This is a genomic window from Mesorhizobium sp. WSM4814, from assembly GCF_055811595.1.
In genome coordinates this window covers 174873-200974 of sequence record NZ_JBVVQT010000009.1, presented here as the reverse complement: position 1 = coordinate 200974, position 26102 = coordinate 174873, and the positions used below count along the sequence as shown (strand labels likewise).

Annotated in this window: 30 protein-coding genes; 14 read left to right on the top strand and 16 right to left on the bottom strand. The window is 63.0% G+C overall.

Annotation, left to right across the window (positions count from 1 at the left end):
* Positions 1 to 3: 3 nt before the first annotated feature.
* Both glyS and AC0L2V_RS16550 read right to left on the bottom strand, forming a co-directional pair.
* Positions 4 to 2454, bottom strand: a complete 2451-nt coding sequence (gene glyS / locus AC0L2V_RS16555; protein ID WP_473520610.1) for a glycine--tRNA ligase subunit beta — start codon at positions 2452 to 2454, stop codon at positions 4 to 6.
* A 387-nt stretch (positions 2455 to 2841) separates the two neighbouring features.
* Positions 2842 to 3885: a glycine--tRNA ligase subunit alpha gene (locus AC0L2V_RS16550; protein WP_473520609.1), complete on the bottom strand. Its 1044-nt coding sequence runs from the start codon at positions 3883 to 3885 to the stop codon at positions 2842 to 2844.
* Between the two features lie 293 nt (positions 3886 to 4178).
* Between AC0L2V_RS16550 and AC0L2V_RS16545 the strand changes: the two genes are divergently transcribed.
* Positions 4179 to 6005: a patatin-like phospholipase family protein gene (locus tag AC0L2V_RS16545; protein ID WP_473520608.1), complete on the top strand. Its 1827-nt coding sequence runs from the start codon at positions 4179 to 4181 to the stop codon at positions 6003 to 6005.
* A gap of 67 nt (positions 6006 to 6072) precedes the next feature.
* Here the strand turns inward: AC0L2V_RS16545 and AC0L2V_RS16540 are convergent, their stop codons facing one another.
* Together AC0L2V_RS16540 and AC0L2V_RS16535 are read right to left on the bottom strand one after the other, a co-directional pair.
* On the bottom strand, positions 6073 to 7848 hold the full coding sequence (locus AC0L2V_RS16540; RefSeq protein WP_473520632.1) for a tetratricopeptide repeat protein: 1776 nt from the start codon (positions 7846 to 7848) through the stop codon (positions 6073 to 6075).
* Positions 7849 to 7942: 94 nt separating this feature from the next.
* Positions 7943 to 8332: a hypothetical protein gene (locus tag AC0L2V_RS16535; RefSeq protein WP_473520607.1), complete on the bottom strand. Its 390-nt coding sequence runs from the start codon at positions 8330 to 8332 to the stop codon at positions 7943 to 7945.
* Between the two features lie 96 nt (positions 8333 to 8428).
* Here AC0L2V_RS16535 and AC0L2V_RS16530 point away from each other — a divergent pair, with 96 nt between their 5' ends.
* On the top strand, positions 8429 to 9280 hold the full coding sequence (locus tag AC0L2V_RS16530; protein WP_473520606.1) for a helix-turn-helix transcriptional regulator: 852 nt from the start codon (positions 8429 to 8431) through the stop codon (positions 9278 to 9280).
* A 158-nt stretch (positions 9281 to 9438) separates the two neighbouring features.
* On the opposite strand, the gene AC0L2V_RS16525 is transcribed toward AC0L2V_RS16530, so the two are convergent.
* The 3 genes from AC0L2V_RS16525 to AC0L2V_RS16515 form a co-directional block, all read right to left on the bottom strand.
* Entirely contained in the window at positions 9439 to 10455 is a 1017-nt protein-coding gene (locus AC0L2V_RS16525) for a polyprenyl synthetase family protein (RefSeq protein WP_077381375.1), read from the bottom strand.
* A 231-nt stretch (positions 10456 to 10686) separates the two neighbouring features.
* Positions 10687 to 10905 (bottom strand): nuclear transport factor 2 family protein, encoded by a 219-nt coding sequence (locus AC0L2V_RS16520; protein WP_473520631.1) that lies wholly within the window; start codon positions 10903 to 10905, stop codon positions 10687 to 10689.
* The gene (locus tag AC0L2V_RS16515; protein WP_473520634.1) at positions 10829 to 11077 is read right to left on the bottom strand and encodes a nuclear transport factor 2 family protein; all 249 of its coding nucleotides are present in this window, start codon (positions 11075 to 11077) and stop codon (positions 10829 to 10831) included. The genes AC0L2V_RS16520 and AC0L2V_RS16515 overlap by 77 nt, the downstream gene beginning before the upstream one ends.
* A 212-nt stretch (positions 11078 to 11289) precedes the next feature.
* On the opposite strand from AC0L2V_RS16515, the gene AC0L2V_RS16510 reads away from it, so the two are divergent.
* The 8 genes from AC0L2V_RS16510 to moaB all read left to right on the top strand — a co-directional run bounded on the left by AC0L2V_RS16510 (position 11290) and on the right by moaB (position 16052).
* Positions 11290 to 11556: an AraC family ligand binding domain-containing protein gene (locus tag AC0L2V_RS16510; protein ID WP_473520605.1), complete on the top strand. Its 267-nt coding sequence runs from the start codon at positions 11290 to 11292 to the stop codon at positions 11554 to 11556.
* Positions 11557 to 11651: 95 nt separating this feature from the next.
* Positions 11652 to 12173: an AraC family transcriptional regulator gene (locus AC0L2V_RS16505; RefSeq protein ID WP_473520604.1), complete on the top strand. Its 522-nt coding sequence runs from the start codon at positions 11652 to 11654 to the stop codon at positions 12171 to 12173.
* Between the two features lie 163 nt (positions 12174 to 12336).
* Entirely contained in the window at positions 12337 to 12561 is a 225-nt protein-coding gene (locus AC0L2V_RS16500) for a putative signal transducing protein (RefSeq protein WP_023799382.1), read from the top strand.
* Positions 12561 to 13361 carry a tRNA1(Val) (adenine(37)-N6)-methyltransferase gene (locus AC0L2V_RS16495; protein WP_473520603.1) on the top strand — a complete coding sequence of 267 codons (801 nt, stop codon included), beginning with the start codon at positions 12561 to 12563 and terminating at the stop codon, positions 13359 to 13361. The genes AC0L2V_RS16500 and AC0L2V_RS16495 overlap by 1 nt, the downstream gene beginning before the upstream one ends.
* Before the next feature lie 86 nt (positions 13362 to 13447).
* Positions 13448 to 14314, top strand: a complete 867-nt coding sequence (locus tag AC0L2V_RS16490; protein ID WP_027152313.1) for a S49 family peptidase — start codon at positions 13448 to 13450, stop codon at positions 14312 to 14314.
* A gap of 80 nt (positions 14315 to 14394) precedes the next feature.
* Complete coding sequence (locus AC0L2V_RS16485) at positions 14395 to 14580, top strand: membrane protein (protein WP_027152312.1); 186 nt, start codon at positions 14395 to 14397, stop codon at positions 14578 to 14580.
* 25 nt (positions 14581 to 14605) lie between these two features.
* Positions 14606 to 15508, top strand: a complete 903-nt coding sequence (locus AC0L2V_RS16480) for a 4-(cytidine 5'-diphospho)-2-C-methyl-D-erythritol kinase (protein WP_473520630.1) — start codon at positions 14606 to 14608, stop codon at positions 15506 to 15508.
* The gene (gene moaB / locus AC0L2V_RS16475; protein WP_473520602.1) at positions 15495 to 16052 is read left to right on the top strand and encodes a molybdenum cofactor biosynthesis protein B; all 558 of its coding nucleotides are present in this window, start codon (positions 15495 to 15497) and stop codon (positions 16050 to 16052) included. Before AC0L2V_RS16480 ends, moaB begins: the two co-directional genes overlap by 14 nt.
* A gap of 46 nt (positions 16053 to 16098) precedes the next feature.
* Here moaB and AC0L2V_RS16470 read toward each other — a convergent pair whose 3' ends face one another.
* The 3 genes from AC0L2V_RS16470 to AC0L2V_RS16460 form a co-directional block, all read right to left on the bottom strand.
* Complete coding sequence (locus AC0L2V_RS16470; protein ID WP_473520601.1) at positions 16099 to 17064, bottom strand: phytanoyl-CoA dioxygenase family protein; 966 nt, start codon at positions 17062 to 17064, stop codon at positions 16099 to 16101.
* A gap of 258 nt (positions 17065 to 17322) precedes the next feature.
* On the bottom strand, positions 17323 to 18153 hold the full coding sequence (locus AC0L2V_RS16465; protein WP_473520600.1) for an MBL fold metallo-hydrolase: 831 nt from the start codon (positions 18151 to 18153) through the stop codon (positions 17323 to 17325).
* Between the two features lie 193 nt (positions 18154 to 18346).
* A complete protein-coding gene (locus AC0L2V_RS16460) occupies positions 18347 to 19282 on the bottom strand; it encodes a cyclase family protein (RefSeq protein WP_473520599.1) in 936 nt (311 codons plus the stop codon).
* Positions 19283 to 19581: 299 nt separating this feature from the next.
* On the opposite strand from AC0L2V_RS16460, the gene AC0L2V_RS16455 reads away from it, so the two are divergent.
* Entirely contained in the window at positions 19582 to 19824 is a 243-nt protein-coding gene (locus AC0L2V_RS16455) for a type II toxin-antitoxin system Phd/YefM family antitoxin (RefSeq protein ID WP_473520598.1), read from the top strand.
* On the top strand, positions 19824 to 20237 hold the full coding sequence (locus AC0L2V_RS16450) for a type II toxin-antitoxin system VapC family toxin (RefSeq protein ID WP_473520597.1): 414 nt from the start codon (positions 19824 to 19826) through the stop codon (positions 20235 to 20237). Before AC0L2V_RS16455 ends, AC0L2V_RS16450 begins: the two co-directional genes overlap by 1 nt.
* Before the next feature lie 84 nt (positions 20238 to 20321).
* Here AC0L2V_RS16450 and AC0L2V_RS16445 read toward each other — a convergent pair whose 3' ends face one another.
* Entirely contained in the window at positions 20322 to 20828 is a 507-nt protein-coding gene (locus AC0L2V_RS16445) for a glycosyltransferase (protein ID WP_473520596.1), read from the bottom strand.
* Positions 20829 to 20979: 151 nt separating this feature from the next.
* Here AC0L2V_RS16445 and AC0L2V_RS16440 point away from each other — a divergent pair, with 151 nt between their 5' ends.
* Together AC0L2V_RS16440 and AC0L2V_RS16435 are read left to right on the top strand one after the other, a co-directional pair.
* Positions 20980 to 22134 carry a PA0069 family radical SAM protein gene (locus AC0L2V_RS16440; RefSeq protein WP_473520595.1) on the top strand — a complete coding sequence of 385 codons (1155 nt, stop codon included), beginning with the start codon at positions 20980 to 20982 and terminating at the stop codon, positions 22132 to 22134.
* Between the two features lie 155 nt (positions 22135 to 22289).
* Positions 22290 to 22985 carry a ribonuclease HII gene (locus AC0L2V_RS16435; protein WP_287061527.1) on the top strand — a complete coding sequence of 232 codons (696 nt, stop codon included), beginning with the start codon at positions 22290 to 22292 and terminating at the stop codon, positions 22983 to 22985.
* 177 nt (positions 22986 to 23162) lie between these two features.
* On the opposite strand, the gene AC0L2V_RS16430 is transcribed toward AC0L2V_RS16435, so the two are convergent.
* From AC0L2V_RS16430 to AC0L2V_RS16410, 5 genes are all read right to left on the bottom strand, one after another.
* Positions 23163 to 23654, bottom strand: coding sequence for a F0F1 ATP synthase subunit B (locus tag AC0L2V_RS16430; RefSeq protein WP_023799395.1), 492 nt, complete (start codon positions 23652 to 23654; stop codon positions 23163 to 23165).
* 10 nt (positions 23655 to 23664) lie between these two features.
* Positions 23665 to 24264, bottom strand: a complete 600-nt coding sequence (locus tag AC0L2V_RS16425; protein WP_473508769.1) for a F0F1 ATP synthase subunit B — start codon at positions 24262 to 24264, stop codon at positions 23665 to 23667.
* A gap of 77 nt (positions 24265 to 24341) precedes the next feature.
* Complete coding sequence (locus tag AC0L2V_RS16420) at positions 24342 to 24566, bottom strand: F0F1 ATP synthase subunit C (protein WP_023799397.1); 225 nt, start codon at positions 24564 to 24566, stop codon at positions 24342 to 24344.
* Positions 24567 to 24649: 83 nt separating this feature from the next.
* On the bottom strand, positions 24650 to 25408 hold the full coding sequence (locus AC0L2V_RS16415; RefSeq protein ID WP_077381387.1) for a F0F1 ATP synthase subunit A: 759 nt from the start codon (positions 25406 to 25408) through the stop codon (positions 24650 to 24652).
* A gap of 70 nt (positions 25409 to 25478) precedes the next feature.
* Complete coding sequence (locus AC0L2V_RS16410; protein WP_473520594.1) at positions 25479 to 25877, bottom strand: AtpZ/AtpI family protein; 399 nt, start codon at positions 25875 to 25877, stop codon at positions 25479 to 25481.
* Between the last annotated feature and the right edge of the window lie 225 nt (positions 25878 to 26102).

Here is a 26102-nt window from a genome sequence, read left to right as displayed (position 1 = left end):
GCCTCAGCCGGCGATCTTCGAGAAATCCGCGACCTGGTCGGTCGCTGCCCGGATGCGCGCCAGCAACGCCAGGCGGTTGGCGCGCACGGCCTGGTCCTCATCATTCACAAGAACACGTTCGAAGAATGAATCAACCGGTTCACGCAACGCGCTAAGCGCCAGCATGGCGGCGGAAAAGTCTTCGTTGTGAATCGCTTGGCCGGCTTCCTTCTCGGCCTGGTTCACCGCGGCAAACAGCGATTTCTCGGCATCTTCCCGGAATAGAGCCGGCTCAACATGTTCGGCGATCGTCGTTTTCTTCTTCTCCTCGGCCGCCAGGATGTTGGCCGCGCGCTTGGTGCCGGCAAGCAGGTTCTTGCCGTCCTCGGTGTCGAGGAAGGTGCCAAGGGCTTTGACACGGCGGACGATTTGCAGGAGATCGTCGTTGGACCGCGAAGCCCCCTCATCCGGCCGCTCTGCGGCCACCTTCTCCCCGAGGGGAGAAGAGGTCGCCAACGCCGGTGCCAGCCTCTTCTCCCCAGCGGGGAGAAGGTGGCCCGAAGGGCCGGATGAGGGGGCAGCGCCACCGGCCAACACAGCATCTATCAAATCATGCCGCGCGCCCTGGTCGCGGAGATAGACCTTTAGGCGGTCGTGGAAGAAGGACAGGAGGTCGGCGCTAAAGGGCCGTCCGGACGCAAGATAGTTCGCCATCTGGTAAGCGCGGTCGAAGAGAGATGTCAGCGCAAGCCGGACACGGTTCTCGACCAAAATCCTGATCACTCCCAGCGCCGCCCTCCTCAACGCATAGGGGTCTTTCGACCCGGTCGGCTTTTCGTCAATCGCCCAAAAGCCGACCAGCATGTCGAGCTTGTCGGCGAGCGCTACGGCCACCGATACGGGATCGGTCGGCACGCGGTCGGACGGGCCCTGCGGCTTATAGTGCTCCTCGACGGCGGCGGCGACCGAGGGATGCTCGCCCTGCAGCAGCGCATATTTGCGGCCCATGGCGCCCTGCAATTCCGGGAACTCGCCGACTACCTCGGTGGTGAGGTCGGCCTTGGCCAGGACGGCAGCACGACGTGCCAGCGCGGTAATCTCCCCCCTCGAGGGGGAGATGTCGCCGAAGGCGACAGAGGGGGTCGGCGCGTCCTGGCGCGACGCCCTATTATGGACAGAGAATGCCGGCGCTTCACGCGCAACGACCCCCTCTGGCCTGCCGGCCATCTCCCCCTCAAGGGGGGAGATTGCGCTCGCTACGAGCGGCGCCAGTTCTTCGGCCAGCCTCTTGATCCGCTCCACCCGCTCACCCTGCGTGCCGAGCTTGGCGTGGAAGGTGACGCCGAGATGGTCGAGGCGGGCCATGCGCTGGTCGAGCGGCTTCTTGAGATCGAGCCCGAACTTTTCCGCCGATGCCTGCAACTGGTCGAGGTCGGGCAAATCGCCCTGGTCGGTCTTCCAGAAATAGAGCGCGTCGGAAAGGCGGGCGCGTACCACCTTGCCGTTGCCGTGGGCGATCTCCTTGCCGCCGTCGCTGGCCTCGATGTTGGCGGTCAGGACGAAGCGGTTGGAAAGCTCCTCGCCGGCGCCCTGCGGCCGCGTCACAAAACACTTCTGGTTGGCGCGGATCGTCAGCCGGATCACCTCGGCCGGAATGGCGAGAAAGTCCTGCTCGAATTCGCCCATCAGCACGACCGGCCATTCGACCAGGCCTGACACTTCCTCAAGCAGCCCCTCGTCCTCGACAAGGTTGAGCCCGTTGGCGAAAGCGAGATTCCTGGCGTCGGCAAGGATGATCTGATTGCGCCGGTCGGCGTCGAGCACAACCTTCGCCGCCTCCAGCTTGGCGGCATAGTCGTCAAAACGGCGCACGCCGATGGCGCCCGGCGCATGAAAACGATGGCCGTAGGTGATGTTGCCCGAGCGGATGCCGTCGATCTCGAAATCGACGACCACCGGCTCCTCGGTCTCCGGGCCGAAGGTGCAGAGGATGGACTGCAGCGGCCGCACCCAGCGCAACGATCCCGGTTTCGCCGAGGCCGGCCCCCAGCGCATCGATTTCGGCCATGGAAAGTCGCGGATGATGCCCGGCACCAGTTCGCCGATTATCGTCTCGGCCGCCCGGCCCGGCTTCGAGATATGGGCGACATAGAAGTCGCCCTTCTTCGGATCGGCGTGGACATGCGCCTGGGCGATCGAGGAAAGACCGGCCTTGCGCAGAAAACCCTGGACCGCCTGTTCGGGCGCCTTGGTCGAGGGTCCCTTGATCTCCTCGCTTATGTCCTTCGAGCGCGCGGTCACGCCGCGAATGTCGAGCGCCAGCCGGCGTGGCGTCCAATATTCGCGCGCCGCCTCATAGGTCAGTCCGGCCTCGACCAAACCGTCCGTCATCATCTTCTTCAGGTCGCCCGCCGCCTTGCGCTGCATGCGCGCGGGGATCTCTTCCGAACGGAGTTCTAAAAGCAGGTCGGGCATAAATTGTGCTCACGCGGCGAAATGGTCCAGGCGGCATAGCAACTCGGCTGGCCCCATGCAATCGGCGCATCCACGGACGTCTGCCAAAATATTCCGCTGTCTGTCGGGTCGAAGCGGGGTCGTCCGTCCTTGGGTCAAAGATCTCCATGAACCGAACGCAGCGCTGAAGCGACCAACGCTCAGGCAGAGAACTATTGGCTGAACGACTATGAAGACGGCATCGACATTCCTGCAGATCCTCGCGCTCAGCGCCTGTTTTGCGGCGCAGGCTCATGGCACGTTCACGATGCCTGGCGTTAGACAAGCGCTGCGGACAATGGCTGGCTCCAGCGGCCAAGGCGTATTGCCAATCAGCGCTTCGGTCGAAATCGCAAACAGCCTCTGGAGCTAAGCCGCCAGCCCGCCCGCCTGCGTCAGCAAAAACGCCTCGCCGCAGGCTTTCGCCAGATTGCGCACCCGCAAAATGTAGCTCTGCCGCTCGGTGACCGAAATCACGCCGCGCGCGTCGAGCAGGTTGAAGACGTGGCTGGCCTTGATGCACTGGTCGTAGGCGGGAAATACCAGACGGTGGTTCCCCTCCCCCTTGAGGGGGTGGCCAGACGCGGGAGGAGTCGCTGGGACCTTGCTTGCGGTGCCTTCTGAGGCGACCCCCTCTGCCCGCTCCGCGGGCGTCTCCCCCTCGAGGGGGGAGAGGGGCGCGCCGGCATCGAGCAGCGCCTTGCACTCGGCTTCGGCGTCTTCGAAATGCCGAAGCAGCATCGCGGTATTGGCGAATTCGAAATTGTGCCGCGAATATTCCTGCTCGGCCTGCAGGAAGACCTCGCCATAGGTCACCTTGTCGGCGCCGTCGCGGCCGTTGAAGTTGAGGTCGTAGACATTGTCGACGCCCTGCACATACATGGCCAGCCGCTCCAGCCCGTAGGTGAGCTCGCCCGCCACCGGCGCGCATTCGATGCCGCAGACCTGCTGGAAATAGGTGAACTGCGACACTTCCATGCCGTCGCACCAGCACTCCCAGCCCAGCCCCCAGGCGCCGAGCGTCGGGCTTTCCCAGTCGTCCTCGACGAAGCGGATGTCATGCAGAAGCGGATCGACGCCGATGGCCGCCAGCGAGCCGAGATAAAGTTCCTGCAGATTGGGCGGGTTCGGCTTCAGGATCACCTGATACTGGTAATAGTGCTGCAGCCGGTTCGGGTTCTCGCCGTAGCGCCCGTCCTTGGGCCGGCGCGAAGGCTGCACATAGGCCGCGTTCCAGCGCTTTGGCCCGAGCGCGCGCAGCGTCGTCGCCGGGTGGAACGTGCCGGCGCCGACTTCCATGTCATAGGGCTGGAGAACGACGCAGCCATAATCCGCCCAGTAATTATGCAAAGTCAGGATCAGCCCCTGGAACGAGCGGCTGGGATGCATATGGGCTGGGATATCAACTGTCACGGCGGCCTCGACGGGAAAGACGGGGATGCGGCCCTCCCTAGTGCGCCCACCGGCAAGCGTCAAGGCAAGGGCCGGCCGCAGCCAAGGCAATCGGGTGAGTTAACGCGTGACATACGGCGAAACGGCAGGGACGTGGCGGCCTGATCGTGGCCCTTCCTGGGAGCCAGAGATGAGAGCGCCCAGCGATCAGCCCCGCGCCTCAGCCGTCGGCGGCTCTCATGTGTGGTATCATCCGGCGGGGCGTCCAGCACCCTCGAGGAGACAAAGTCATGAATTCCCAAGGGATGGCTCAGATGTCCTTCGTCGATTCTCTTGCAGCGAGTTTATTGTCGGCAACATTGATGTTCGATCGGGCGTCGTTGCTGGCGCTCGAGGCTTTAGCTGCCGAATCCGACCGTCGGGTCCTGAGACGCGGTGAGGTCCTGGTTCGCGAAGGCGATGCGTCGGACAGGTTTTTCATCGTGCTGTCTGGACGCTTTACGGTACACAAAGGAGATTCGACTGGATCGGTCGCCGAGATCGCGCAGGGTGAACTCATCGGTGAAATCGGTTTCTTCGCGGGACTACCCCGCATGGCCACTGTCCTTGCAGCGCGCGATTCGATCGTCCTTGAAATCGGTCGCAATCATTTCGAGAAGGCGGCCGAGACATTGCCGAGCCTAAGGGAGGCGGTCACGGTATTTCTGGCGCGCCGGTTTGCCATCCAATCTCCGAGTTCGTCGCGTCTCAAGGAACCTGCCAAGATCCGAACGCTTGCGATCATTGCAGCCGGCGGAAGTCGCATCTCACCGGTGTTCATCCAGCACCTGCGGCAAGCGTTCGGCGCGGCCACGCGCGCTCGGTTCGTTTCCCGGCTTGACATCCAAGCGAAGTTCCCAGGTCTTCCGATCGACGACCAGCCGATCCTTAACTGGTTGAACGAACTGGAGGCGGAAGCCCAATTCATCGTCTATGTTGCCGATGAGGAACCTAATGAATGGACCCAAGTCTGCATTCGCCAGGCCGATACCGTCCTGTTGCTGGCCAACGCGTCCTGCTCGCCTCGCCTGAACCCGTCTGAGGAACTGACGCTATCGGTCCATCCGCCATCGACCAGTCGGCTTGTCCTAATTCACGATAATCGCTCGGCTGCGGTCTCCGGTACCTCTGCATGGCTCGATGAGCGACCCTATGTTGATCAGCATCATCATGTAGCGCTGGACGACGGGTCTGATTTCCAGCGCCTGGTCCGATTTATTTCGGGCAAGGCACTGGGCTTCGTGGCGGCAGGGGGTGGGTCCCTCGGCAGCGCTCATGTAGGCGTCTACAAGGCTTTCGTTGAGGCGGGCGCTTGCTTCGACTATCTCGGCGGGACAAGTTCCGGAGCGGCGATGATGGCCGGCTTCGCAAGAGGCTTGGATGCCGACCAGATCGACCGAGGCACCCACAACATTTTTATCAAGAGCCGGGCGTTTCGCCGTCCCACCTTGCCGCATTTCGCGCTTCTGGATCACAAATCGTTTGATCGGGCCCTTCGGCTGGAATACGGCGACGTTCTGATCGAGGATCTTTGGCTTCCGTTCTTTGCGCTTTCGACCAATCTGAGCAGCCGTCAGCCCCATGTCCACCGTCGTGGAAAGCTCTGGCACGCCGTTCGGGCGTCCGGCTCCATCCCGGGCGTCCTGCCGCCGTTCTTTACGGATGACGGCGATATGCTGGTGGACGGCGCTATCATGAACAATTTGCCGCTGGAGCAGATGAAGGAGCTCAAGACCGGACCCAATGTCATCGTTACCTTCGGGTCGAGTGCACCGCAGAAATACGACATAGACTATGACCGTATCCCCGGAGCTTCCGAACTGGCATTGGCCTTGCTGAACCCTTTCGGTCGTGCCCGCTTGCCTCGGGTTCCCAGCATGCTTCAGGTCATTGCCTCGAGCATGCTGGCACACCGGCCGCAGGACATTGCCGTCGGCGCAGAGGACATCCTGATCTGTCCGGAGGTTTCCAACACGATCAGCTTCATGGATTGGAGTCGGCATTCCGAGTTGTTTTCGGATGCCTACGACCGTACGACCCGATGGATCGAGGAACAGAACGACTCAGGGCTCCGAGCGGTGCTCGGCACCGCTCACGATTAGCATGGCTTATAGTCCAGACCCTTAGCGACAGCGGCGACGAGCCCCGCATAATCGAATTCAGAAGTATTCAGCCCTTTGGCGCAGTCGTCGGTTCGGGCTTGACCTTCGGGGTTTCCTGCGCCGTGTTGGATTCGATCGGCGGCAGGCCCTTCAGCAGTTTCTGCTGCAAGGCGGCGAGCACGCCGGGATCCGGCTTGAGGTCGCGAGCCTGGTTCCACTGGAAGGTGGCTTCCAATTTGCGGCCGACGCGCCAATAGGCATCGCCAAGATGATCGTTGAGCACCGGATCTTCCGGCTTCAACGAAACGGCACGTTCCAATTCGCGAACCGCATCGTCGAATCGGCCAAGGCGGAAATAGGCCCAGCCCAGCGAATCGACGATGTAGCCGTCGCTCGGCCTGAGCTCGACGGCCTTCTGGATCATCTGAAGGCCTTCCTCGAGGTTGGTGTTCATGTCCACCCAGGAATAGCCAAGATAGTTCAGAACCTGCGGCTGGTCGGGGAACAATTCCAGCGCCTTGCGGAAATTCGGCTCGGCCTTCGGCCACTCCTTCAGTCGCTCATAGGCGATGCCGCGCTGGTAGAAAATGTTCCAATCGGCGCGGGCCGGGGCCTTCAGCATCGCCACCGCCTTGTCATAGAGACCGGCCGCGGAGCGGAAATCCTCCTTCGAGGCATAGACGCCACCGAGCGCCTGATAAGCCCGCATGTCGTCGGGACGCGCTTCGACGAGGGCCTTCAGATGGGCGATGGCCTCGTCATAGCGGTCGAGATCTGCAAGGTTGAGGCCGAGCTGCAGTTCCGACAGCGTCTTCAGCGGCGAACCGGCCGGGATGCGGCGATAGAAGGCGATGGCGCCCTCGCCGTCCTTCAACTGCTCGGAGACGGCGGCGAGTTGGACGAGGGCCGCGTCGCTGTCGGGCCTCAGTGCCAGGGCGTATTGCAGATAGAGGCGGACGAACGGCTCACCGCCGCCGCGATTGAGCGCGGTGGCGAGATCGAGCAGAATTTCCGAGGCGCCGTCGGACGGGCCGGCAACGAAGGGTTCGATCTTCTCGCCCTTGGTGATCCTGTCGCGAAGCGCCGATATCTCGACCTTGCCGGGTGCAAATGCCTCGGCCTGATCGAGCACGGACAGCGCCTTGTCCTTGTCACCCTTGCGGGCAAGGAAGGAGGCATAGGCCTGCGCGTTGCGCATCCAGGTTTCGGGCGCGGCGGCGCCGGTCGCGGTGTCCTGCAAGGTGGCGGCGTAGATCGCATCCGCCTTTTCGGGCAGGCCCGAGGCATCGGCGATAAGCCCGCGATGGAAGGATTTGAACAGGCCGAACCAGTCCGGGCCCTGCAGCTTTTCGATCGAGGCCATGGCCTCGCCGGGGTCGCCGGCGCCCTGCTTGGCCCAGCCGGTCATGACGCCGGAGATCAGCCGGTCGAGATCGGATTCGAGCGAAAGCTTGAGCCAATATTCGGCCTTGGAAAAGTCCTTCTTGTGAAAGGAGCCGACGGCCAGCGCCAGGCGCGAGAACCGCTCGACGTCGGGAACCGTCTTGAGCTTGTCGGCATAGACCAGGGATTCTTCGAAGCGCCCCTGCGCGATCAGCGACAGCATCAGGCTTTGCTGCAACGAGGTGTCACCGGGAGCGAAGGCGAGCGCCTGCTTGTAGTAGGCGATGGCGCTGTCGAGATCATTGTCGCCTTCGGCGACCCGCGCGGCAAGATAGGCCCCCGAGAACGACGTGATATTGACTGGCTCGGTGGTCTCTTTGGCATAGGCGGGCAGACCGGAGACCGCCATGCCCGTCACAATTGCCAGCCCTGTCAGCCAGCGCGCACATCCTTGCCGCATCATATCCCTTTCAGTCGAAGCCATACCCGCGTCAGCGGGATCGCCGTTGACTCGATCTTTTCCACGTTAAGCATGGCCTTTTTGGGGTGAGGCTTCAACCCGGCCCGAATTCACAATCGGGTAATGCTATCAAAAACAACGCGGAAAGGCGCCAAATTGCGACCGTCGACCGCGATTTGCCGGCCTGACGCGCTGCCGGCCTGTCCTGCTGCAGCATCGGCGCCGCGATGCCGTAAGCGATCCGTAAGCGGCGGGCGTCGATAGTTTCCGCAGCGGAATGATGCGTGGAACCGTGCAGATGGATGCCGTTGCTTCGCCCAGGAAGATGCCGATGCTGGAAATGCCGCAGGGCCAGCAGGCCTTCGCCATTGTCGACCGAATCTACGAAGCGGCGTTCGCGACCGAGCTGTGGCCGGAGGTATTGGCGGCGGCTGGCGCGATCTCCCGCTCGGCAAACGGCGCGATCTTTGTAGTCAGCGATCATTCGCCGGTCCGCGCCATCACCGAAACGCATCTCCAGCCCTTGCTCGACGAATTCATGAAGCGGGATACTTGGCGGTTTTCCGAGAGCGTGAAGCGCATGTGCGCCGCGCAGCCAGCAAGCTTTGTGCGGGTCGATAATTTCATCACCTGCGAGGAGATCGAGCGCGATCCCGTTCGCAAAAGTGCCACCGCGTTTGGCATCGGGCCGCATCTATGCACAGCCATCCCCATGCCTGGCGGCGAGCTTGTCCTTTTTGTCTTCCAGCGCTGGCTGAAGGACGGGAGTTATGACCAGGCCGCAATCGATCTGTTGAACGGACTGCGTCCGCACGTCGCACGGGCCGGCCTCGTCGCCGGGCGCCTGGGTCTGGAACGGGCCAGGACCGCCGTATCCATTCTCCGGGAAATCGGGCTGCCGGCCGCAATCATGAGTGGATCGGGCCGTGTGCTGACGGCCAATCCGCTTTTCGAAGGCATGGCGGACGTCTTCCTTCCCACAGCCCATGGCGGCATGGCGATTGCCGATCAAACTGCAAACGCGCTTTTCCAGCAGGCCATCGCGCAGAACCGGGATAACCGCGTCGTGCGGTCCATCCCGGTTGCGGCCATCAAAGGGCGGCCCGCGCTGGTCATTCAGCTGTTGCCGCTGCGCCGCGCCGCACACGATATTTTTTCGGGTGCAGATGTATTGGTTGTCGCAACCACGGTCGGTACCGGCGCCACTGTTCCGTCGCCCAATGTGCTTTCAGGCCTGTTCGACCTGACGCCGGCGGAAGCCCGGCTCGCCGTCGAGCTGGCCTCCGGCCATTCGGTGCAGGAGGCGGCCATGGAAATTGGCATCGCCGTCAAATCGGCCCGCACCTATCTCGAGCGAATCTTCCGAAAAACCGAAACCAGCCGTCAGAGCGAGCTCGTGGCGCTGCTGAAGAGCGCGTGGTCATTTTCATGACCTCGACAGTTTGCCGGGCGCGCTGACCGTCACGGAGCCCTGCCCTGCTGCTAACCATGCTGCTGCGGAACGTGCATGATTTCACCGCCGCAATGGTTCATCGGGGAAGACCAAAATCACGGGCCGGCGCCGTGCCGGCCAAATGGCGGCGATATCTTTCAGTTCACCCGGCTGATGCAGAAATCGATGACGTCGAGCAGCGCCGATTTCTGCGGCGTCGCTTCAAGCGGCGCCAGCGCGTCGCGGGCGATCTCGCCGAAATGGCCGGCGCGCCCGATGGTGTCGGCGATAGCGCCGTGGCGGGTCATCAATCCGATCGCCTTTTCCAGCCCGGCGTCATCAGTGACATTGTCCTCGATGGCGCGCTTCCAGAAGCTGCGTTCGGCCTTGGTGCCGCGCCGGTAGGCGAGGATCACCGGCAGCGTCACCTTGCCTTCGCGAAAGTCGTCGCCGACATTCTTGCCCAGATCCTTGCTGGTGCCGCCATAATCCAGCGCATCGTCGATCAGCTGGAAGGCAAGGCCGAGATTCATGCCATAGGAGCGCAGCGCCGCGCGATCGTTTCGCGTCGCCTGGGCGATGACCGGACCGACCTCGGCGGCGGCCGAGAACAGGGCAGCGGTCTTGGCCTTGATCACCGCGAAATGCTCATCCTCCGTGGTTTCGAGGTTCTTGGCGGCGGCGAGCTGCATCACCTCGCCCTCGGCAATGATCGAGGCAGCGCTGGACAGGATGTCGAGCGCTTCCAGCGAACCGACATCGACCATCATGCGGAAAGCCTGGCCGAGCAGGAAATCGCCGACCAGCACGCTCGCCTGGTTTCCCCAGATCATGCGGGCGGTCTTCTTGCCGCGCCGCATGCCGCTCTCGTCGACGACATCGTCGTGGAGGAGCGTGGCGGTGTGCATGAACTCGACTGATGTGGCGAGCTTGACATGGCCCTCGCCGGAATAGCCGAACATCTGCGCTGAGGCGAGCGTCAGCATCGGCCTCAGCCGCTTGCCACCTGAGGAGATCAGGTGGTTGGCAATCTCCGGGATCATCTCGACATCGGAACCGGCCTTCGACAGGATCAATTTGTTGACGCGCCCCATATCGGCCGAAGTCAGGTCGATGAGATCCTTAATGGAGGCGGCTTCCCGCTTTCCGTTTTCGATGTTGAGAACGACACCCACGACAAACTCCCGTCTTATGTCACGCGCACGACGGCACCCCGATACCGCCGCAGACTCTAGGGCGCTACCCACAGGCACGGCAAGAGGCGATTTGGCGCGGTGTCCTAAGCAGACGAGTTGTCCGGTTTGATCTGCAGCGAACGGAGGCTGGGGATGAGACGGGCAGCCTGGCTACAGGAGCGCCTGATGCAGCCGTTGCCAGGCGCCCCCTTGCCGCCCAAGTTCCCTGGATCAACGCCCCCAGAAGGCGTCTTCCTGCTCGGGGTCGGACGAGAACAGCCACACTTCAACGATCTTGCCGTCCTTGATGCGCAGGACGTCGATGCCGGACTGCGACAGTTTCAGGCCGCCATGCTCGCCGGCGAACTCGAGTTCAACCGCCACCAGATCGCCGTTGGTAAGGTACCGATTGACCTTGGTGATGGCGAAACTGCCGCCCGAAGCCTCCATCATGCCCCCCCAGCATCGCCCCAAGCTCGGCCATGCCGTTCTTGGCGCCGGAAAATCGGTTGGTTCCAGGCTGATGCCAGACGATTTCGGGCGCAAGAATCCCGCCGAGGGCGGCCTGATCGCCCGATTGGACAGCTTTGAAATACGCCTTCGCGATATCGATATTGCTCATCTTTTTTACCTCTGCTGCTTTGACGTTGACGCGACAGGCATCTCCAACCGCGCCCACCGAACCGATACTTTCCGGTTTCGGGATCGGCCTCCACGTTCCTGAAAAGCCGATGCCGGATAATTATGCGAACAATACGCCTGGCTCTCGGTTGAAACTGGCGCATTTCGGATACATATTGGACATTCTTGGAGTTGCGCGCGCCGGAGTTCGCCATGCGGAAGTCTTCCGCGAATCTCACCTGGATGGGCTACACACCCTCCGGGCGCATGCTCGACGTAGAAATCTTCCCATTCTCCGACATTCGTCGCCGATCATCGCCGGCAAAGGTGCGGGCGACGCATCGCTACGACTTCCACATGCTCCTTCTGGTGACCGAGGGGGCGCCCAGGCAAATCGTTGACTTCGAACCGGTGAGCTGTTCGCCCGGGTCGATCCTGGTATTGCGCCCGGGCCAGGTGCACAGTTTTGGCCACGAATAGAGTGGGAAGGCTGGCTGATCCTCTTCCGTTCGGACTTCCTGCCGACCGCCTCCGACGTCCCCGCGGACCTCCTGCCTGGACGCATGCTCGACCGCATGCCGGACCATCTTGTGCTGGACGAGCAGGATTTTCGGACGACTTCCGAGGCGATCGTCACCATGGCAGCCGACGCTCGGGCCGATGCGACGCCGGTCGAGGTCGTTCACACACTCCTCAGACACCAGCTATGTATGCTTATCTTGCGACTTGACCTGCTCAGAGGCAGGCAGCGCGCCGCTGCCACCCGCCACAAACCCGCCTTGAAGCGGTTTGCGCGGTTTCAGGAATTGCTGGAAGCGAACTTTGCCGGTTGGCACCAGGTCGGCCCTTATACCGACGCGCTCGGCTGCACGCAAAAGAGTCTCAATCGAGCGACGAGAGAGGCGGCGGGGCTCAGCGCCAAGAACTGCATTGCACGGCGCATTGCACTGGAGGCCAAGCGGCTCCTCGCGCATACGGATCGGCCGGTCTACCTGATCGCTGAGGGCCTCGGCTATGACGAGGCTACCAACTTTTCCAAATTCTTCCGAGCGAACGTTGGACAGGCTCCGGCTGAATTTCGGGCGGCTTTCCGCTGATCGAGCCACTTGCCGGCTCAACTCTCCACATCAGTTTTGCCAACGAATTGACCCGGCGTTTCTTAGGAGATCCCCACGGCAGGCTCGCCGTCTTGGCGCGGTCGAGGTGGCGACGGAAGCCAGCCACGTTTACATAGACGCTGCAACCTGCGAGTTTCGTCCTATGATAGAGCTTATCCGCACCAACGACGCCGTGATCATCTCCTTTGTCGAATCGCTGATGCGCGATGCCGGCATCGGCTGTTTCGTCGCCGACCAGAACATGAGCGTGCTCGACGGTTCGATCGGCATCCTGCCCAGGCGCATCATGGTCGAAGCCGACCAGGCCGATGCGGCGCGGCGCATCCTGACGGATGCCGGTATCGCCAACGAGATGCGCCAGAAGTAATGTCCGCGGCGCGCGCCACCCTTGTCCAGGACACGCCGGCCCATACGGTCGATGCTTTCCATCGCGGGCGGTTCTGGCTGGTGCAGCCGAAACAGGCAGGCCATCGCGCCGGCATGGACGCCATGATGCTGGCGGCTTCCGTGCCGTCCTCCTTCGCCGGGCGCCTTGCCGATTTCGGCGCGGGTGCTGGCGCCGCAGGCCTGGCCGTGCTGTCGCGCTGTCCTGATGCCGAGGCCGTGCTCATCGAACGGTCTCCGGAAATGGCGGCCTTCGCCGCAACGACGCTTGCCCACCCCGGCAATGCGCATCTCAACGACCGCGCCTCGGTGCTCGCCGCCGACGTCGCGCTGTCGGGCCAGGCACGAACCGCCACCGGGCTTGCCGACAATTCCTTCGATTTCGTCATCATGAACCCGCCCTTCAACGCCGCCGAGGATCGCGCCACGCCCGACCCGCTCAGGAAGGCGGCGCATGTGATGGAGGACGGGCTGTTCGACAGCTGGATCCGAAGCGCGGCTGCTGTGGTCAGGCCGCGCGGCGGTCTTGCCGTGATTGCCAGGCCCGATCAGCTCGGCGCCATCCTCGATGCGATATCAGGCCGCTTCGGCGACGCCGAGATGCTGGCCGTCCACCCCCGCCCCGAGGCAGCGGCGATCCGCATCGTCGTCAGGGCAATCCTCGGCGCACGCGGAAAACTGTCGATCCGCCCGCCGCTGATGCTGCACGCGCAATCCGGTGACGGCCCCACGGAGCGGACCGAGATGATTAACAACGGGATGGCTTCGCTGTTCGGCGACTGAGCCTTTTTGGCCGGCCCGGCGTCGCGGCATTGCCGTTGGCCGGCGAATCCCTACATGCCTGCAAGCCAATTTTGACCGGAGACCCCGTGAAACGCTTCCTGAACCGCCTGCTGCCGAAATCCTGGCGCTCCGACATCGTCACCATTCCCGTCATCCGGCTGCACGGCACCATCATGCCCGGCGGCGGCCCGTTCCGGCCGAGCCTGTCGCTGGCATCCACCGCCGGCCCTATCGAGAAGGCGTTTTCCTTCGACGCGCCCGCGGTCGCCATTTCGATCAATTCTCCGGGCGGCTCGCCGGTGCAGTCGCGGCTGATCTTCAGACGCATCCGCGACCTGGCGAGCGAGAAGAACAAAAAGGTCCTGGTCTTCGTCGAGGACGTGGCAGCGTCGGGCGGCTACATGATCGCGGTCGCCGGCGACGAGATCTTTGCCGATCCGTCGTCCATCGTCGGCTCGATCGGCGTGGTGTCGGCCTCGTTCGGCTTCCCCGAGCTGTTGAAGAAGATCGGCGTCGAGCGCCGGGTCCACACGGCCGGCCAGAACAAGGCGGTGCTCGATCCGTTCAAGCCAGAGAAGAAGGAAGATATCGAGCGGCTGAAGGCGCTGCAGCTCGAGGTCCACGAGACCTTCATCGACCTCGTCAAGGACCGGCGCGGGGCCAAGCTCAAGGACGACCCGGACCTGTTCACCGGCCTGTTCTGGACCGGCAAGAAGGGGCTGGAGCTCGGCCTTGTCGATGCGCTCGGCGATATGCGCAGCGTGCTCAGGGCCCGTTTCGGGCCAAAAACCCAGCTCAAGCTGATCACGGCGCCGCGCGGCCTGTTCGGCCGCTTCGGCTGGTTCGGCTCAAGCAGAGGCGGCTTTTCGGCGCCCGAGATCGCCGCTGCTGCCGCAAGCGGCGTGATCGATGCGGCGGAAGAGCGCGCGCTGTGGGCGCGCTTCGGGCTTTGAAAAACCGGCGAAAGCGTTTAACTTAAAGCTTGATCGGCCCGACGGGCGCCGCAGTCGGCCTTGCGAGGGAGGAGTTTGACATGCCACAGATCATTTTCTTTATCGCAGTCGGCCTGCTCGCCTATTTCGGCTATCGCTCCTTCGTCAGGGAAGCCGAGCGGGTGACGGCCAAGATTCGGCGCACCGAAAAACAGGCTAGCAACGGCACAATGGGCACGCTGGTCAGGGATCCGAAGACCGGCGAATACCGCCTGGCCAAGGACTGACATCATCCCTCTCGTGACTGAGACAGTGGCTTCCGGCAATAGGGTCCGGGCATTGCATGCGCATGCCAAGATAAATCTCGCGCTGCACGTCACCGGCAGGCGCGCCGACGGCTATCACACGATCGAGAGCCTGGCGGTGTTCACGCGCTTCGGCGACCGGGTTGACATCGAACTCGCCGACAGCGACGGGTTTTCCGTGTCAGGCCGATATGCCTCCGCAGTCCCGCTCGACGGCAGCAATCTGGTCGTGAAAGCGCGCGATGCGCTGCGAAAGCAGGCTGGTGCGCGGCATACGCCGCCGGTCGCAATCAGGCTCGAAAAGAACCTGCCGGTCGCATCCGGCGTCGGCGGCGGGTCGAGCGACGCCGCAACGGTGCTGCGCGGCCTCGTTGAGACATGGCGGCTGGATCTCGACGATGCCGACCTGGCGCGGGTCGGCCTCTCGCTGGGCGCCGACGTTCCCATGTGCCTTATGGCAAGGCCGCTGATCGCGCGCGGCGTCGGTGACGAACTGTCGGCCGTGCCGGGCTTTCCCGCGCTCGGGCTGGTTCTGGTCAATCCCGGCACTGCCATCTCCACGGCCGAGGTGTTCAATGCGCTTTCCGATCGCGACAATGAGGGACTGCCGCCGCTGCCGCGCGACCTCGACTTCCACAGCATCCGCAACTGGCTGGAGATCACCCGCAACGATCTCGAGCCTGCGGCACGGGCGATCCAACCGATCATCGGCAAGGCGCTTTCGGTGCTCAACAAGGCCGGAGCGGGGTTCGCGCGAATGTCCGGTTCCGGTGCGACCTGTTTTGGGCTGTTCGAGACCGGCAATGTCGCCAAGCGGGCCGCCGTCAATATCCGCAGCCGCCATCCCGACTGGTTCGTCGCCGCGACGCGAAGCATGACATCGGAGCCTGACGCATATGGCCAGGATTGACGAAAGCCGCTCCTTCATTCCCGTGCGCATCGCGGTGCTGACCGTTTCCGATACGCGCAGCCCTGCCGACGACAAGTCCGGCCAGGTGCTGGCCGACCGCATCGTCGAGGCCGGCCATATTCTCGCCGGCCGCGACATCGTCACCGACGACCGCGAGAAAATCCGCGACAAGGTTCAGAACTGGTCGAGGGATGAAGCGATCGATGTCGTCATCACCACCGGCGGGACTGGTTTTACCGGCCGCGACGTAACGCCGGAGGCGCTGGAGCCGATCTTCGAAAAGCGCATGGACGGCTTTTCCGAAGTGTTCCACCGCATTTCCTACGACAAGATCGGCACGTCGACGATCCAGAGCCGGGCGACCGGCGGCGTCGTCAACGCGACCTTGGTCTTCGTGCTGCCGGGTTCGCCCGGCGCCTGCAAGGACGCCTGGGACGGCATTTTGAAGCCGCAGCTCGACTACCGGCACATGCCCTGCAACTTCGTCGAGATCATGCCGCGCCTGGACGAGCATCTGCGGCGCGGCGGCACCAAGACAAGTTAGACCAGGTTCTCAAAAGGCTGTTTCGGGACCAGAATCAGCGCCGAAATCACCGAATGACCGGCTCGCCGTGGAACCGCCGGCGCGAGGGCGACGATACGCCGAAGCCGACTTCCATCATCAGCCGCGGCTTGCGCGTCGGCACGGTGCCCATGTGGAAGCCGAAGGGATCCTCGACGAAGCCCGATCCCGCCTCTCCGGTCAGCGTAATCGGACTCTGCGCGCCGTAGACATTCAGAACCTCTTCCGCGGGATGGCCGACGAGGAGCGTCAACTGGTGCTTGAGGGTGCGGCGGTTGTGGCTGCCGCGGACATAGACATGCGGGCCAGTCTCGGCATCGACCGGATTGAGATAGAAGAAGAATTTCAGCATCCGCCAATCGTCGAGATCGAAATGGTACTTGCCAAGCGACGCCAGGTTCTTCTCGGCGTCGGAGGCGGAGCTCGTCGGAAAGCTCCACCAGACGCGCGTGGTGATCAGCTTCGCCTGGCTGCCGAGATAATGGGCAGCGATGTCGAGAAGCAGCGGATCGCGCTGCACGGTAAGCGCAGCGTTACAGTCGAGGATCCGCTCGAAAAAGTGGCCGCTGAGCAACGGACGGCCGAAGCGCTTCTCGGCCTCCGCGTGCTTTGCCGGCAGGAACTCCAGCCGACGGTCGAAATTACCGAAGCAAGGCGTGCGCTGCGCGAAGCTGGCGATCTCCTCGTGGATCGACTGCGGCAGCGCAAGTCCGGAAAAGAGCCCGTCCGAGCGGAGCGCGCCGACCACCGCATCACGATCGATGCCGGTGAACACCGTTTCCTGGACTTGTTGTGCCGGTCGAACCGGTTTTGCGCCACGCCAATGCAACCGCCGCGCCGGCATGGTGCGCGCCAGCATGAACATCGGCAGCCATGCCGGGTTCTCACGAAGGTCCGACAGATAGGTCGGAATCCGCACGGCAATGCGGCGCAGCAGGCTGCCATTTCGAGCGATCGACTCGAGGCTTGCAGCACCGGATTTGTCAGGGGTCATCAGGATCCTCAGCTGTGAGTGCGGCGCCGACGAAACGTCGGCCGCTCACCGCTCAGGCGTTACCCAAACCCGCCCGCCCACATCACAGGAATGGTATTCCCCGGCCAGGCTTTGTGCAACGCACAATAAAAGGATCTCTCGGAATCCTTCTGGCAAGCTTGACGGAGCATTAAGGCTCGTTGAGTTCGCGACAGCGCGTGATTTGAACGTGGTGGAGTAGTGAGGCCGCGCATGGCTGATTGGATCGAGCCGAAGCGATCAAACACCTTCGAGGATGATGATCGTGGGCCGGTCGGGCAGCGTCTTCAGTGAGACCGTCAGCGATCGGCCGGAGAGAAATTCCACCGCGAAATCATCGCCCATCCTGCCTGTGAACTCGCTGATCGGGGTCGAATGGCGATGCATCGGCAGGATCATCGAGGAATAGAGCCGTGCGGTGATTTCGGTCATCCGGTCGAGCGACAGCGTCATGCCGCCGTCGATAGGCACCATGAGGATATCGAGACGGCCGATGGCGCCGTAATGCGCATCCTCCAGCCGGTGGTGCAGATGGCCGAGATGGCCGATGCAGAGTCCAGCCACTTCGAAAATGAAGATGGAATTGCCGTCCTTGCCGAGATCGCCGCCATTGCGGATATCCGTCGGCACGTTGCGGATATAGACATCGTCGACGACAAGCGCGTGGCGCGCCGGACCGCCGTCCGGATTCCAGCCGCGCAACACATATTCGATGCCGGGATCGACATGGTCCGAATAGTGGGTGCGGTGGGCCTTGTTCATAGTCACGACGCGCGGCAGCGGGTCAGCGCCATAGACGCCGGAAAAGTCAGTGGCGATCCTGACGCCGGCGGGTGTCTCGATCACGTAGGTCGAATGGCCGGCATAGGTGATCGTAACGTCGTCGCCATCGACGAAAGCCTGGGCCAGCCGAGACGTCTGCGCCTTTGGCGCCGTGAAGCTGGCAAAGGTGGCCGACGGCAGCGCTTCAGCGATCGCAACGCATCTCGACGGCGGCGGCTCTTCCTGGGCCGAAGCGGCGAACGGCCAGAAAGCCACAGTCAGCAGAACGGCGGCGGACAGGCGGAGCAAGGCTGTCTCCCGTGGCAGGATTGGCGCACATGCCACGATAGCGCCAGCAATTGTGATGGCTATCATCGGGACAGTCACGTTTTCGCGAGCGCCGGAGGGGCTGGTCGTCTGGACCTTGTCCCGACTTGCAGACAAATCGCATGGAATGGGACCCGCCACACCCCAGGCCGCCCCGATTGCTATCGCCCAGTGATCAGGGTGTCGGGCGGAAGACGCCGTTCTCGTCGCGCTTGAGCGGCGCGGTTTGCCGGGAAAGCGGCGCACCAGGCGCTTCGGTGACCGAGACGCCCTCGGTCCAGTCGGCGGGTGCAATCGCGATGTAACGCGCGTATCCGCCTGACCCGCCGAGCGGCTTGGCGAAGCCGATTGTGACCAACGCACCGGCCTCTGGCACCTTGTCGAGATTTGCAACGCCTTCAGCCTGAGTGAAATCGTTGTGAAGCAGCCAGTGTTCGCCTTCGAGATTGGGCGTGGTGTCGGTGTCGAGCGGTTCATGACCATGAAACAGAATCTTCCGCTCCAGATGCAGGAATTTCAGTGCGTCCAAACTGACGCCTGGAAACGGTTTTTGGTTGAAGCGCGCGGCATCGGACCATTTCTTGTACCAATCCGAACGCACGAAGACGACTGAACCTTCCGGTATGCGGCCGTGCCGCTTTTCCCACTCTTCGATGTCGGCGACCTGGAGGTGATAGCCTTCGTCAGCCTGCACCTTGCCGCTGATGTCGATGACGACGAGCGGCCGCACGGCATAGGTGGCCGGCAGGTCGCTGATCGTTGCGCCGAGCGGGTTCCAGTGGGAGGGCGGATCGAGCTGCGTGCCATATTGGTCCGTCGCCAACTCGTAGGCAGTCGCGACAAACCCGTGCTTGTCGTAAGTGAACTCTTCGCCGGCCTTGACGTAGCCCTTAATGTCCTTCCCGGCGACAGCCGGCTTGAACCTGGCGTTGGCGAAGCCCGGCCATACCGGCTGCACCGGCTCGAAGGCATGGGTCAGATCGATGTACTTGGCCGATTTGAGCGTGTTCTCATAAACCGACCAAAGCGACAGCTCCTGCGCCACCGCGATCGTTGGCACTGAGCAAGCGGCTGCCAGCAAGGCGATACGAACGAATTTGGATACATTCATCTGCGATCTCCCCGAAATGTCGCCACTATCGCGAGTTTCCCGAAGGACGACAAGCATATGCTTCTGCCTGGGAGGAGCGCGCCAATGCGGATTCCATCATGCCTGGCCACCACCGCATGCAGGAAGTCATCGGCTGCTTCAATTTGCTTCAATCCCTCCGACAATTGTCGTAAGATCAAGCCTTGACCAAGACTTGACCAACCCGGAAAAATGGCGCTAGCCTTGTCTAAATTGCCGATTGCCGAGCTGTCCATACGCCGCTCGACGACAGCGCCCATGCGCGACCTCAGGAGAGAACCATGACCATTACCGTCAAGGTCGGAGAGGCCAAGACACACTTGTCAAATCTGCTGGCCAAGGTCGAAGCCGGCGAGGAGGTCATCATTTCACGCGGCAACGATCCGATCGCGAAACTGAGCCGAATCCCCAAGAACGACGATCTGAGCGCTCTGATCGAAGAAGTCCGCGCCGCGCGGGCCAGGGCCAAGCCCGTCACGACCGAGGAGATTCTGGCCTGGAAGCATGAAGGCCATCGCCACTGATGGCCTTCGTCCTTGATGCGTCCGTCGCGGCCGCATGGCTCCTTCCGGAGGAGCACAGTGAGGCAGCTGAAGCGCTGATTGGCGCACTGACAGCACAATGCCTGGTGCCGTCCCTGTTTTGGCACGAGGCCCGCAGCATCGTTCTGATGGCCGAACGCCGCAACCGCATTGCTCCGGGCGAGGCGATCGCGGCAATGGGCCGGTTGCGGCGCCTGCCGCTCGAGGATGCAGGAGCGGGTGGTGACGGATCTGTTTTGGCGCTGGCTACAAGCCACGGGCTGAGCGCCTACGACGCCGTCTACCTGTCACTGGCGCTCGAGCGAACGCTTCCGCTCGCCACGTTGGACCGCAAGCTGGTGGCAGCAGCACTAGCCGAGGGCATCGACATCGTTGGGCCGCTCGGCAATGGCTGAATCCCCGGTCCCCATGTCGTCTTCCTCTCGGGCTGGCCAAGGACGCGATCTTCCCTCGCCCGCTTACGGCAAGAGTGACGCCCCTCACTTCGCCGGCGCGACCCAGATCTCGGCGTCGAGCCTCCTGGTCGCAAGGCCGCGGGCGATGGCCTCGGCGTTGCGGGCGTTCTTCGATAAGGAAGCGGCCTGACGCTTGCTGATCACCAGCCCTTCGGCCAGTGCCCGGTTTCCCGAAAACACTCGCGACAGGAACGGCACGCGGCTGCCGCGCGCCCGCGAGAATCGCGCCGGCATGGTTTGCCTGGCGGTGTGGGCGACGACCTCGTCGATCCAGCCCTCGCCCAACCGCGCGCCCGGCTCCAGCAGCAGCAGCCAGTCGCCCTTGGCCTGCCTGATGCCGGCAGCAATGCCGCCGCTCGCCACATAAAGGCAGCCGGCATGTTCGGCAACGCGGTGCGTCTGGTCGGTCGAGCCGGTGTCGCAGACGATAACGTCGCGCACCACGCCCTCGACCGCGCCGCCGATCAGCGAGGCGAGCGTGCGGGCAAGTCTTTCCTCGTCATTCAGGGTCTGGATGAGAACGCTCAGCATCGTTAGCCGAATAGCGGAAAGCCGGGCGCAGCGCCAGTTTTTGCGCCGCTCCGTAAAAATGTTCTTGCTTTGTTCCATCGAATAAAATAGGATTATTTTCATGAACAGAGCGATTCGACAGCCAGCCGACAGTCCCTGGGAGAGGGCGAAAATGGAACAGATCGTGCGTGCCGACATTGCTGCCTTCGGGGCTGGAAGAGCCGAGATGGCCAATGCAATGATCGAGCAGAGCGGCGTCCGTATCCGTCCGGAGCGCAATCGCGGCCGGTCCGCCGGCATCAACCCGTCCGGCCGGTTCGAGCCGGTCAGCCGGCATTTGTTCGACGATGGCTGGAATTCGCTTGAGGAGCTGCCGCCGTTCAAGACCGAGGTGCAGGTCGAGAAGCCGCGCACCATCGTCACCCGCAACGAATCGCCCGACATTTCCTTCGACCGCTCGATCAATCCGTATCGCGGCTGCGAACATGGCTGCGTCTATTGCTTCGCGCGGCCGACGCACAGCTTCATGGGCCTGTCGCCGGGACTGGATTTCGAATCGAAGCTGTTCGCCAAGCCGGATGCGGCGCGGCTGCTCGACAAGGAATTGTCGAAGGACGGCTACCAGCCGCGCACCATTGCCATCGGCACCAACACCGATCCCTATCAGCCGATCGAGAAGCAGTACCGGATCATGCGCGAGATCCTCGAAGTGCTGGAGGCGCGCGGCCACCCGGTCGGCATCGTCACCAAATCCGCGCTGGTGACGCGCGACATCGACATTCTGTCGCGCATGGCCGAACGCGGGCTGGCCAAGGTGGCGCTGTCGGTGACGACGCTCGACCGTATGCTGGCCAGAACGATGGAGCCGCGCGCGTCGACGCCGACCAAGCGGCTGGAGGCGATCAGGCAGCTTTCGGATGCCGGCATTCCGGCCTCGGTCATGGTCGCTCCGATCATCCCCGGCCTGACCGATCAGGAGATGGAACGTATCCTCGATTCGGCACGTGCGGCAGGAGCGCGCGAGGCCGGTTACGTCCTGCTGCGCCTGCCGCTGGAGGTCGCGCCGATCTTCAAGGATTGGCTGCTGCGTCATTATCCGGACCGCTACCGTCACGTCATGTCGCTGATCCGCTCGATGCGCGACGGCAAGGATTACGATTCGGAATGGGGCAAGCGCATGAAAGGCTCCGGCCCCTATGCCTGGCAGATCGGCCGGCGCTTCGAGATTGCCGCCAAACGGCTTGGCCTCAACGCCGAGCGGCGGTCGCTCAGGACCGACCAGTTCGTCGCCGCAGCCAAGGCAACCGAGCAACTGATGCTGCTTTGAAGACATCGTCTGCCGCCGACGCCGGCGGCAGACGAAAAAATCCCGTCCAGCCTGTCCTGTCCCCGGGCCTGCAGACGGTGCCCTCCGGGTCCGGTGCCTCACCCGACCCGGAGGGGCTTGCGGAGAATCGGAGCCGATGCGAACCTCGCCGCAACATGGCTCGCGCGCGTTCTGATTCTCCGCTTCTCTTCGAAATCGTTGAGAGACCCGATTTCTCCTTCGAGACGAAGGCGATGGCCGAAGGCCTGTGGCCGGTGGCGGGAATGGACGAGGCCGGGCGCGGCCCACTGGCCGGGCCGGTCGTCGCGGCAGCGGTAGTGCTCGATCCCGCCAACATTCCCGACGGTCTCGACGATTCCAAGCGCCTCAGCCACCTGCAGCGCGAGGCGCTGTTCCTGAAAATCCTCGGCTCCGCTCTTGCCGTGTCGATGGCCTCGGTCAGCGCGGAAGGCATCGATGGCAGCAATATTCTCAAGGCCAGCCTCGAGGCGATGCGCCGCGCCTTGGTCGGGCTCTCGGTGCAGCCAAAGCTGGCCCTGGCCGACGGCCGCGACGTGCCGCCCGGACTGCCATGCGAAGGCAGAGCGCTGATCAAGGGCGACCAGCGCTCGCAGTCGATCGCCGCCGCCTCGATCGTCGCCAAGGTGATGCGCGACCGCATGATGTGTGGCTGCGGCAGCCATCACGCGCATTACGGTTTCGAGCTCCATATGGGCTACGCCACGGTCCGCCACCGCACGGCGATCGAGGTGCATGGACCGGTGGCGCGGCTGCACCGCGCGTCCTTCGCACCGTTCCGGCTTGGCGGAACCGAAGTGCTCGACGAAGAGAGTTTTTCCGGTCTGGATTGAGCGCTTTCTCCCCCCTTGAGGGGGAGATGTCGCCGAAGGCGACAGAGGGGGTCGCCTGGCTGGCGCGACGCCATCACGGACGACAAGAGAAGGTTGGCGCTTCACGCGCGGCTACCCCCTCTGGCCTGCCCTCTTTGCCAAAACTTGGCATCTCCCCCTCAAGGGGAGATTCTCTCCTTAATTCAGCCTGGACTTGACGTCCTGAAGCGAGGCCTGGAACAGATCGGCGCCCGCCTTGGCGTCAATCTTGGCGGCGAGCAGCGTGCGGGCGGCTTCGACGGCAATATCGACGGCACTGGCGCGCACTTCGCCGATCGCCTCGCGCTCCGCCTGACCGATCTTCTGTTCGGCAAGCGCGGTGCGCCGGGTGACATAGTCCTCGGTCTTCTTGTGCGCTTCGGCAGCCAGCATGTCGGCCTCGCGCTTGGCGGCGGCGACGATGTCGGCGGCCTCCTGCTCGGCTTCCTTGCGCTTGCGCTGGTATTGGCCGAGCAGTTGCTGGGCCTCCTCGCGCAGCCGGCGCGCTTCTTCAAGCTCGTTGCTGATCTTGTCGGCGCGGGCGTCGAGCGCCTTGGCGATCAGCTTCGGCACCTTGACGTATACGGCAATGGCCAGAAAAATGACGAGGGCAACGGTGGCCCAAAGCGTCGCGAGTGATGTGGCGTCCATGATGCGCTCCTCACCGGGCCACGGATTTGACGGCTGCCGCGATCTCGGCCTTGCTGGCCTTGCCGCCGACAAGCGCCTCGACGATAGCCGAAGCCGTGTCCTCGGCGATCGTGCCGACTTCCTTCATGGCATTGGCCTTGATGGTCGAAATGCGAGCCTCGGCTTCGCCAAGCTTCTGGTCAAGCGCTGCCTCGACCTTCTTGCGGGCGGCCTCGGCTTCCGCCTTGGCGGCATCGTTGGCCTGCTGGCCGATCGCATTGGCCTTGGTCTTGGCCTCCGCCAGTTCCTGCTCATAGGCGGCAACGGCGGCATCGGCCTCGCCCTTCAGCCTGGCGGCATGGTCGAGGTCCTGGGTGATGCGGTCGTTGCGGACATCGATGATGCCGCCAACACGCGGCATCACCACCTTCTTCAGGAACAGGTAGAACAACCCGAAGGTGATCGCCAGCCAAACAAGCTGCGACGGGAATGTCGCCGGATCGAATGGCGGGAACACGCCGTGCGCCTCGGCAGGCACACCGGTGCTGGAATGCGTATCGCCTTCCGTGCCGGTATGGCCGCCTTCGACGGCAGGCGCGGACTCTTGCGCAAAGGCAGATGTCACGAACATCGACTATCCCCTGATGTCAGGCCTGCCGCCGATTTGCGGCCGGCCCTTCCAATTCCCAATGTTAGCCGAACAGGGGCTCAGCCGAACAGGGCCAAAAGCGCGATGAGCAGGGAGAAGATGCCCAGCGCTTCAGTCACGGCGAAGCCGAAGATCAGGCGGCCGAACTGGCCATCCGCGGCCGACGGGTTGCGCAGCGCGCCCGCCAGATAGCTGCCGAAGATGTTGCCAAGGCCAATACCGGCGCCACCCATGCCGAGGCATGCGATGCCGGCGCCGATGAACTTTGCTGCTTCTGCTTCCATGTGTTCAACTCCTTTGGATCTAAAAATTCCGTTGCGATTTCTATCCCGGCAGCAGGGCCGGAAAACTCTTGGGTCAACCTGGGTCAGTGCCCGGGATGCAGGGCGTCGTTCAGATACATGCAGGTCAGCACGGCAAAGACGTAGGCCTGCAGGAAGGCGACCAGCAGCTCCAGCGCCGTCAGCGCCACGGCCATCGCCAGCGGCAGGACCGATCCGGCAATGCCGAGCGTGCCAAGCGCGCTCAAGCTCACCACGAAGCCCGAGAACACCTTCAGCGTGATGTGGCCGGCCAGCATGTTGGCGAACAGACGAACCGAGAGGCTGACCGGGCGCGAAACGAAGGAAATCACCTCGATCAGCACCACCAGCGGCAGCAGGTAAACCGGCACGCCATGCGGCACGAACAGTTTCAGGAAACCAAGGCCATGCTTCATGAATCCGTAGACGACGACGGTTCCGATCACCAGCGCGGCAAGGCCGAAGGTGACGATGATATGGCTTGTGACGGTGAAGAAATATGGAAAAAGACCGAGCAGATTGGCAACGAGCACGAACATGAACAGCGAAAATACCAAGGGGAAAAACTTCATGCCTTGGGTTCCGGCTGCGTCCCTCAGCATGTTGCCGACGAATTCATAGGCCATTTCCGAGACCGACTGAAGACGGCTTGGAACGAGGCTGCGGCTCGAGGTGCTGAGATAGAGGAACGCCGAGGCAACGGCGACGGTCGCGACCATGAAGAGCGCCGAATTGGTGAACGACAGGTCGTAGCCGCCGATCTCGATCGGAATCAGCTTGTTGATATGGAACTGGTGGATCGGATCGACCTTGTCAGCAGCCACTTTAAATCCCCATCAAAGCCGCGCGCGGCTTTAGTGTCCTGTTCACTGCGCCGGCAAGCGGCGCCTCAAGTCATTCTTTCGGATCGCGGGTTTTGTCGCCCTGTCCGAATTCCGCCATAAGTCCCGCGGAGCGCAGGACATTGAGCACGCCGGCGCCAAAACCGAGCAGCAAAAAAACAATCAGACCCCATGGCGATGTGCCCGCCACACGGTCGATGATCCAGCCAAGACCCGCACCAACCACTATCCCGGCGATGAACTCGCTGGATAGCTTGAGCGCCTGGCCATATCCGGCCGCATTGCCCGCTTTCGCGTCGTCTTTCCCCTCGAGCCGGTCCGGCCGCCTTGTCGCAAGCGATGCTTCAAGGTCGCGCCGGCGGCGCTCAAGATCGTCGTCGCGGATGTCGGCTTGACGCTGTTTGCCGCGGCCGGTTTCTCCGGTTCCGTCTGGCCCATTCTTGTCGGCCATCGCAACCCCCTTGCCCGGTCAGATCGTCACCGTCCGTCCGCTCTTAAGTCGCCGGCAACATAGTTAGAGGGTCCCCGCCCGTCAAGCCACGGGCAGGACTTCAGCGTCAAGTATTTTTCCCATGAAAATCAAGAGCTTGCCAGGGTGCGACATCGTGCCCGCTACCTCTGCTGGCGTGCCGCAGCCGAATCCCTGCGGCGACGGGTCTTGGATCGGCCGCGCCCG

Bases quoted from the DNA above. Each gene is read 5' to 3' on its own strand.
- glyS (WP_473520610.1), bottom strand. From the start codon at position 2,454: ATGCCCGACCTGCTTTTAGAACTCCGTTCGGAAGAGATCCCCGCGCGC.
- AC0L2V_RS16545 (WP_473520608.1), top strand. From the start codon at position 4,179: ATGTCCTTCGTCGATTCTCTTGCAGCGAGTTTATTGTCGGCAACATTG.
- AC0L2V_RS16540 (WP_473520632.1), bottom strand. From the start codon at position 7,848: ATGCGGCAAGGATGTGCGCGCTGGCTGACAGGGCTGGCAATTGTGACG.
- AC0L2V_RS16535 (WP_473520607.1), bottom strand. From the start codon at position 8,332: ATGATCGCTGACTACAAAGATCGCGCCGTTTGCCGAGCGGGAGATCGC.
- AC0L2V_RS16530 (WP_473520606.1), top strand. From the start codon at position 8,429: ATGTGCGCCGCGCAGCCAGCAAGCTTTGTGCGGGTCGATAATTTCATC.
- AC0L2V_RS16520 (WP_473520631.1), bottom strand. From the start codon at position 10,905: ATGGAGGCTTCGGGCGGCAGTTTCGCCATCACCAAGGTCAATCGGTAC.
- AC0L2V_RS16515 (WP_473520634.1), bottom strand. From the start codon at position 11,077: ATGAGCAATATCGATATCGCGAAGGCGTATTTCAAAGCTGTCCAATCG.
- AC0L2V_RS16510 (WP_473520605.1), top strand. From the start codon at position 11,290: ATGCGGAAGTCTTCCGCGAATCTCACCTGGATGGGCTACACACCCTCC.
- AC0L2V_RS16505 (WP_473520604.1), top strand. From the start codon at position 11,652: ATGCCGGACCATCTTGTGCTGGACGAGCAGGATTTTCGGACGACTTCC.
- AC0L2V_RS16500 (WP_023799382.1), top strand. From the start codon at position 12,337: ATGATAGAGCTTATCCGCACCAACGACGCCGTGATCATCTCCTTTGTC.
- AC0L2V_RS16495 (WP_473520603.1), top strand. From the start codon at position 12,561: ATGTCCGCGGCGCGCGCCACCCTTGTCCAGGACACGCCGGCCCATACG.
- AC0L2V_RS16485 (WP_027152312.1), top strand. From the start codon at position 14,395: ATGCCACAGATCATTTTCTTTATCGCAGTCGGCCTGCTCGCCTATTTC.
- moaB (WP_473520602.1), top strand. From the start codon at position 15,495: ATGGCCAGGATTGACGAAAGCCGCTCCTTCATTCCCGTGCGCATCGCG.
- AC0L2V_RS16470 (WP_473520601.1), bottom strand. From the start codon at position 17,064: ATGACCCCTGACAAATCCGGTGCTGCAAGCCTCGAGTCGATCGCTCGA.
- AC0L2V_RS16460 (WP_473520599.1), bottom strand. From the start codon at position 19,282: ATGAATGTATCCAAATTCGTTCGTATCGCCTTGCTGGCAGCCGCTTGC.
- AC0L2V_RS16455 (WP_473520598.1), top strand. From the start codon at position 19,582: ATGACCATTACCGTCAAGGTCGGAGAGGCCAAGACACACTTGTCAAAT.
- AC0L2V_RS16450 (WP_473520597.1), top strand. From the start codon at position 19,824: ATGGCCTTCGTCCTTGATGCGTCCGTCGCGGCCGCATGGCTCCTTCCG.
- AC0L2V_RS16445 (WP_473520596.1), bottom strand. From the start codon at position 20,828: ATGCTGAGCGTTCTCATCCAGACCCTGAATGACGAGGAAAGACTTGCC.
- AC0L2V_RS16440 (WP_473520595.1), top strand. From the start codon at position 20,980: ATGGAACAGATCGTGCGTGCCGACATTGCTGCCTTCGGGGCTGGAAGA.
- AC0L2V_RS16435 (WP_287061527.1), top strand. From the start codon at position 22,290: ATGGCTCGCGCGCGTTCTGATTCTCCGCTTCTCTTCGAAATCGTTGAG.
- AC0L2V_RS16430 (WP_023799395.1), bottom strand. From the start codon at position 23,654: ATGGACGCCACATCACTCGCGACGCTTTGGGCCACCGTTGCCCTCGTC.
- AC0L2V_RS16425 (WP_473508769.1), bottom strand. From the start codon at position 24,264: ATGTTCGTGACATCTGCCTTTGCGCAAGAGTCCGCGCCTGCCGTCGAA.
- AC0L2V_RS16420 (WP_023799397.1), bottom strand. From the start codon at position 24,566: ATGGAAGCAGAAGCAGCAAAGTTCATCGGCGCCGGCATCGCATGCCTC.
- AC0L2V_RS16410 (WP_473520594.1), bottom strand. From the start codon at position 25,877: ATGGCCGACAAGAATGGGCCAGACGGAACCGGAGAAACCGGCCGCGGC.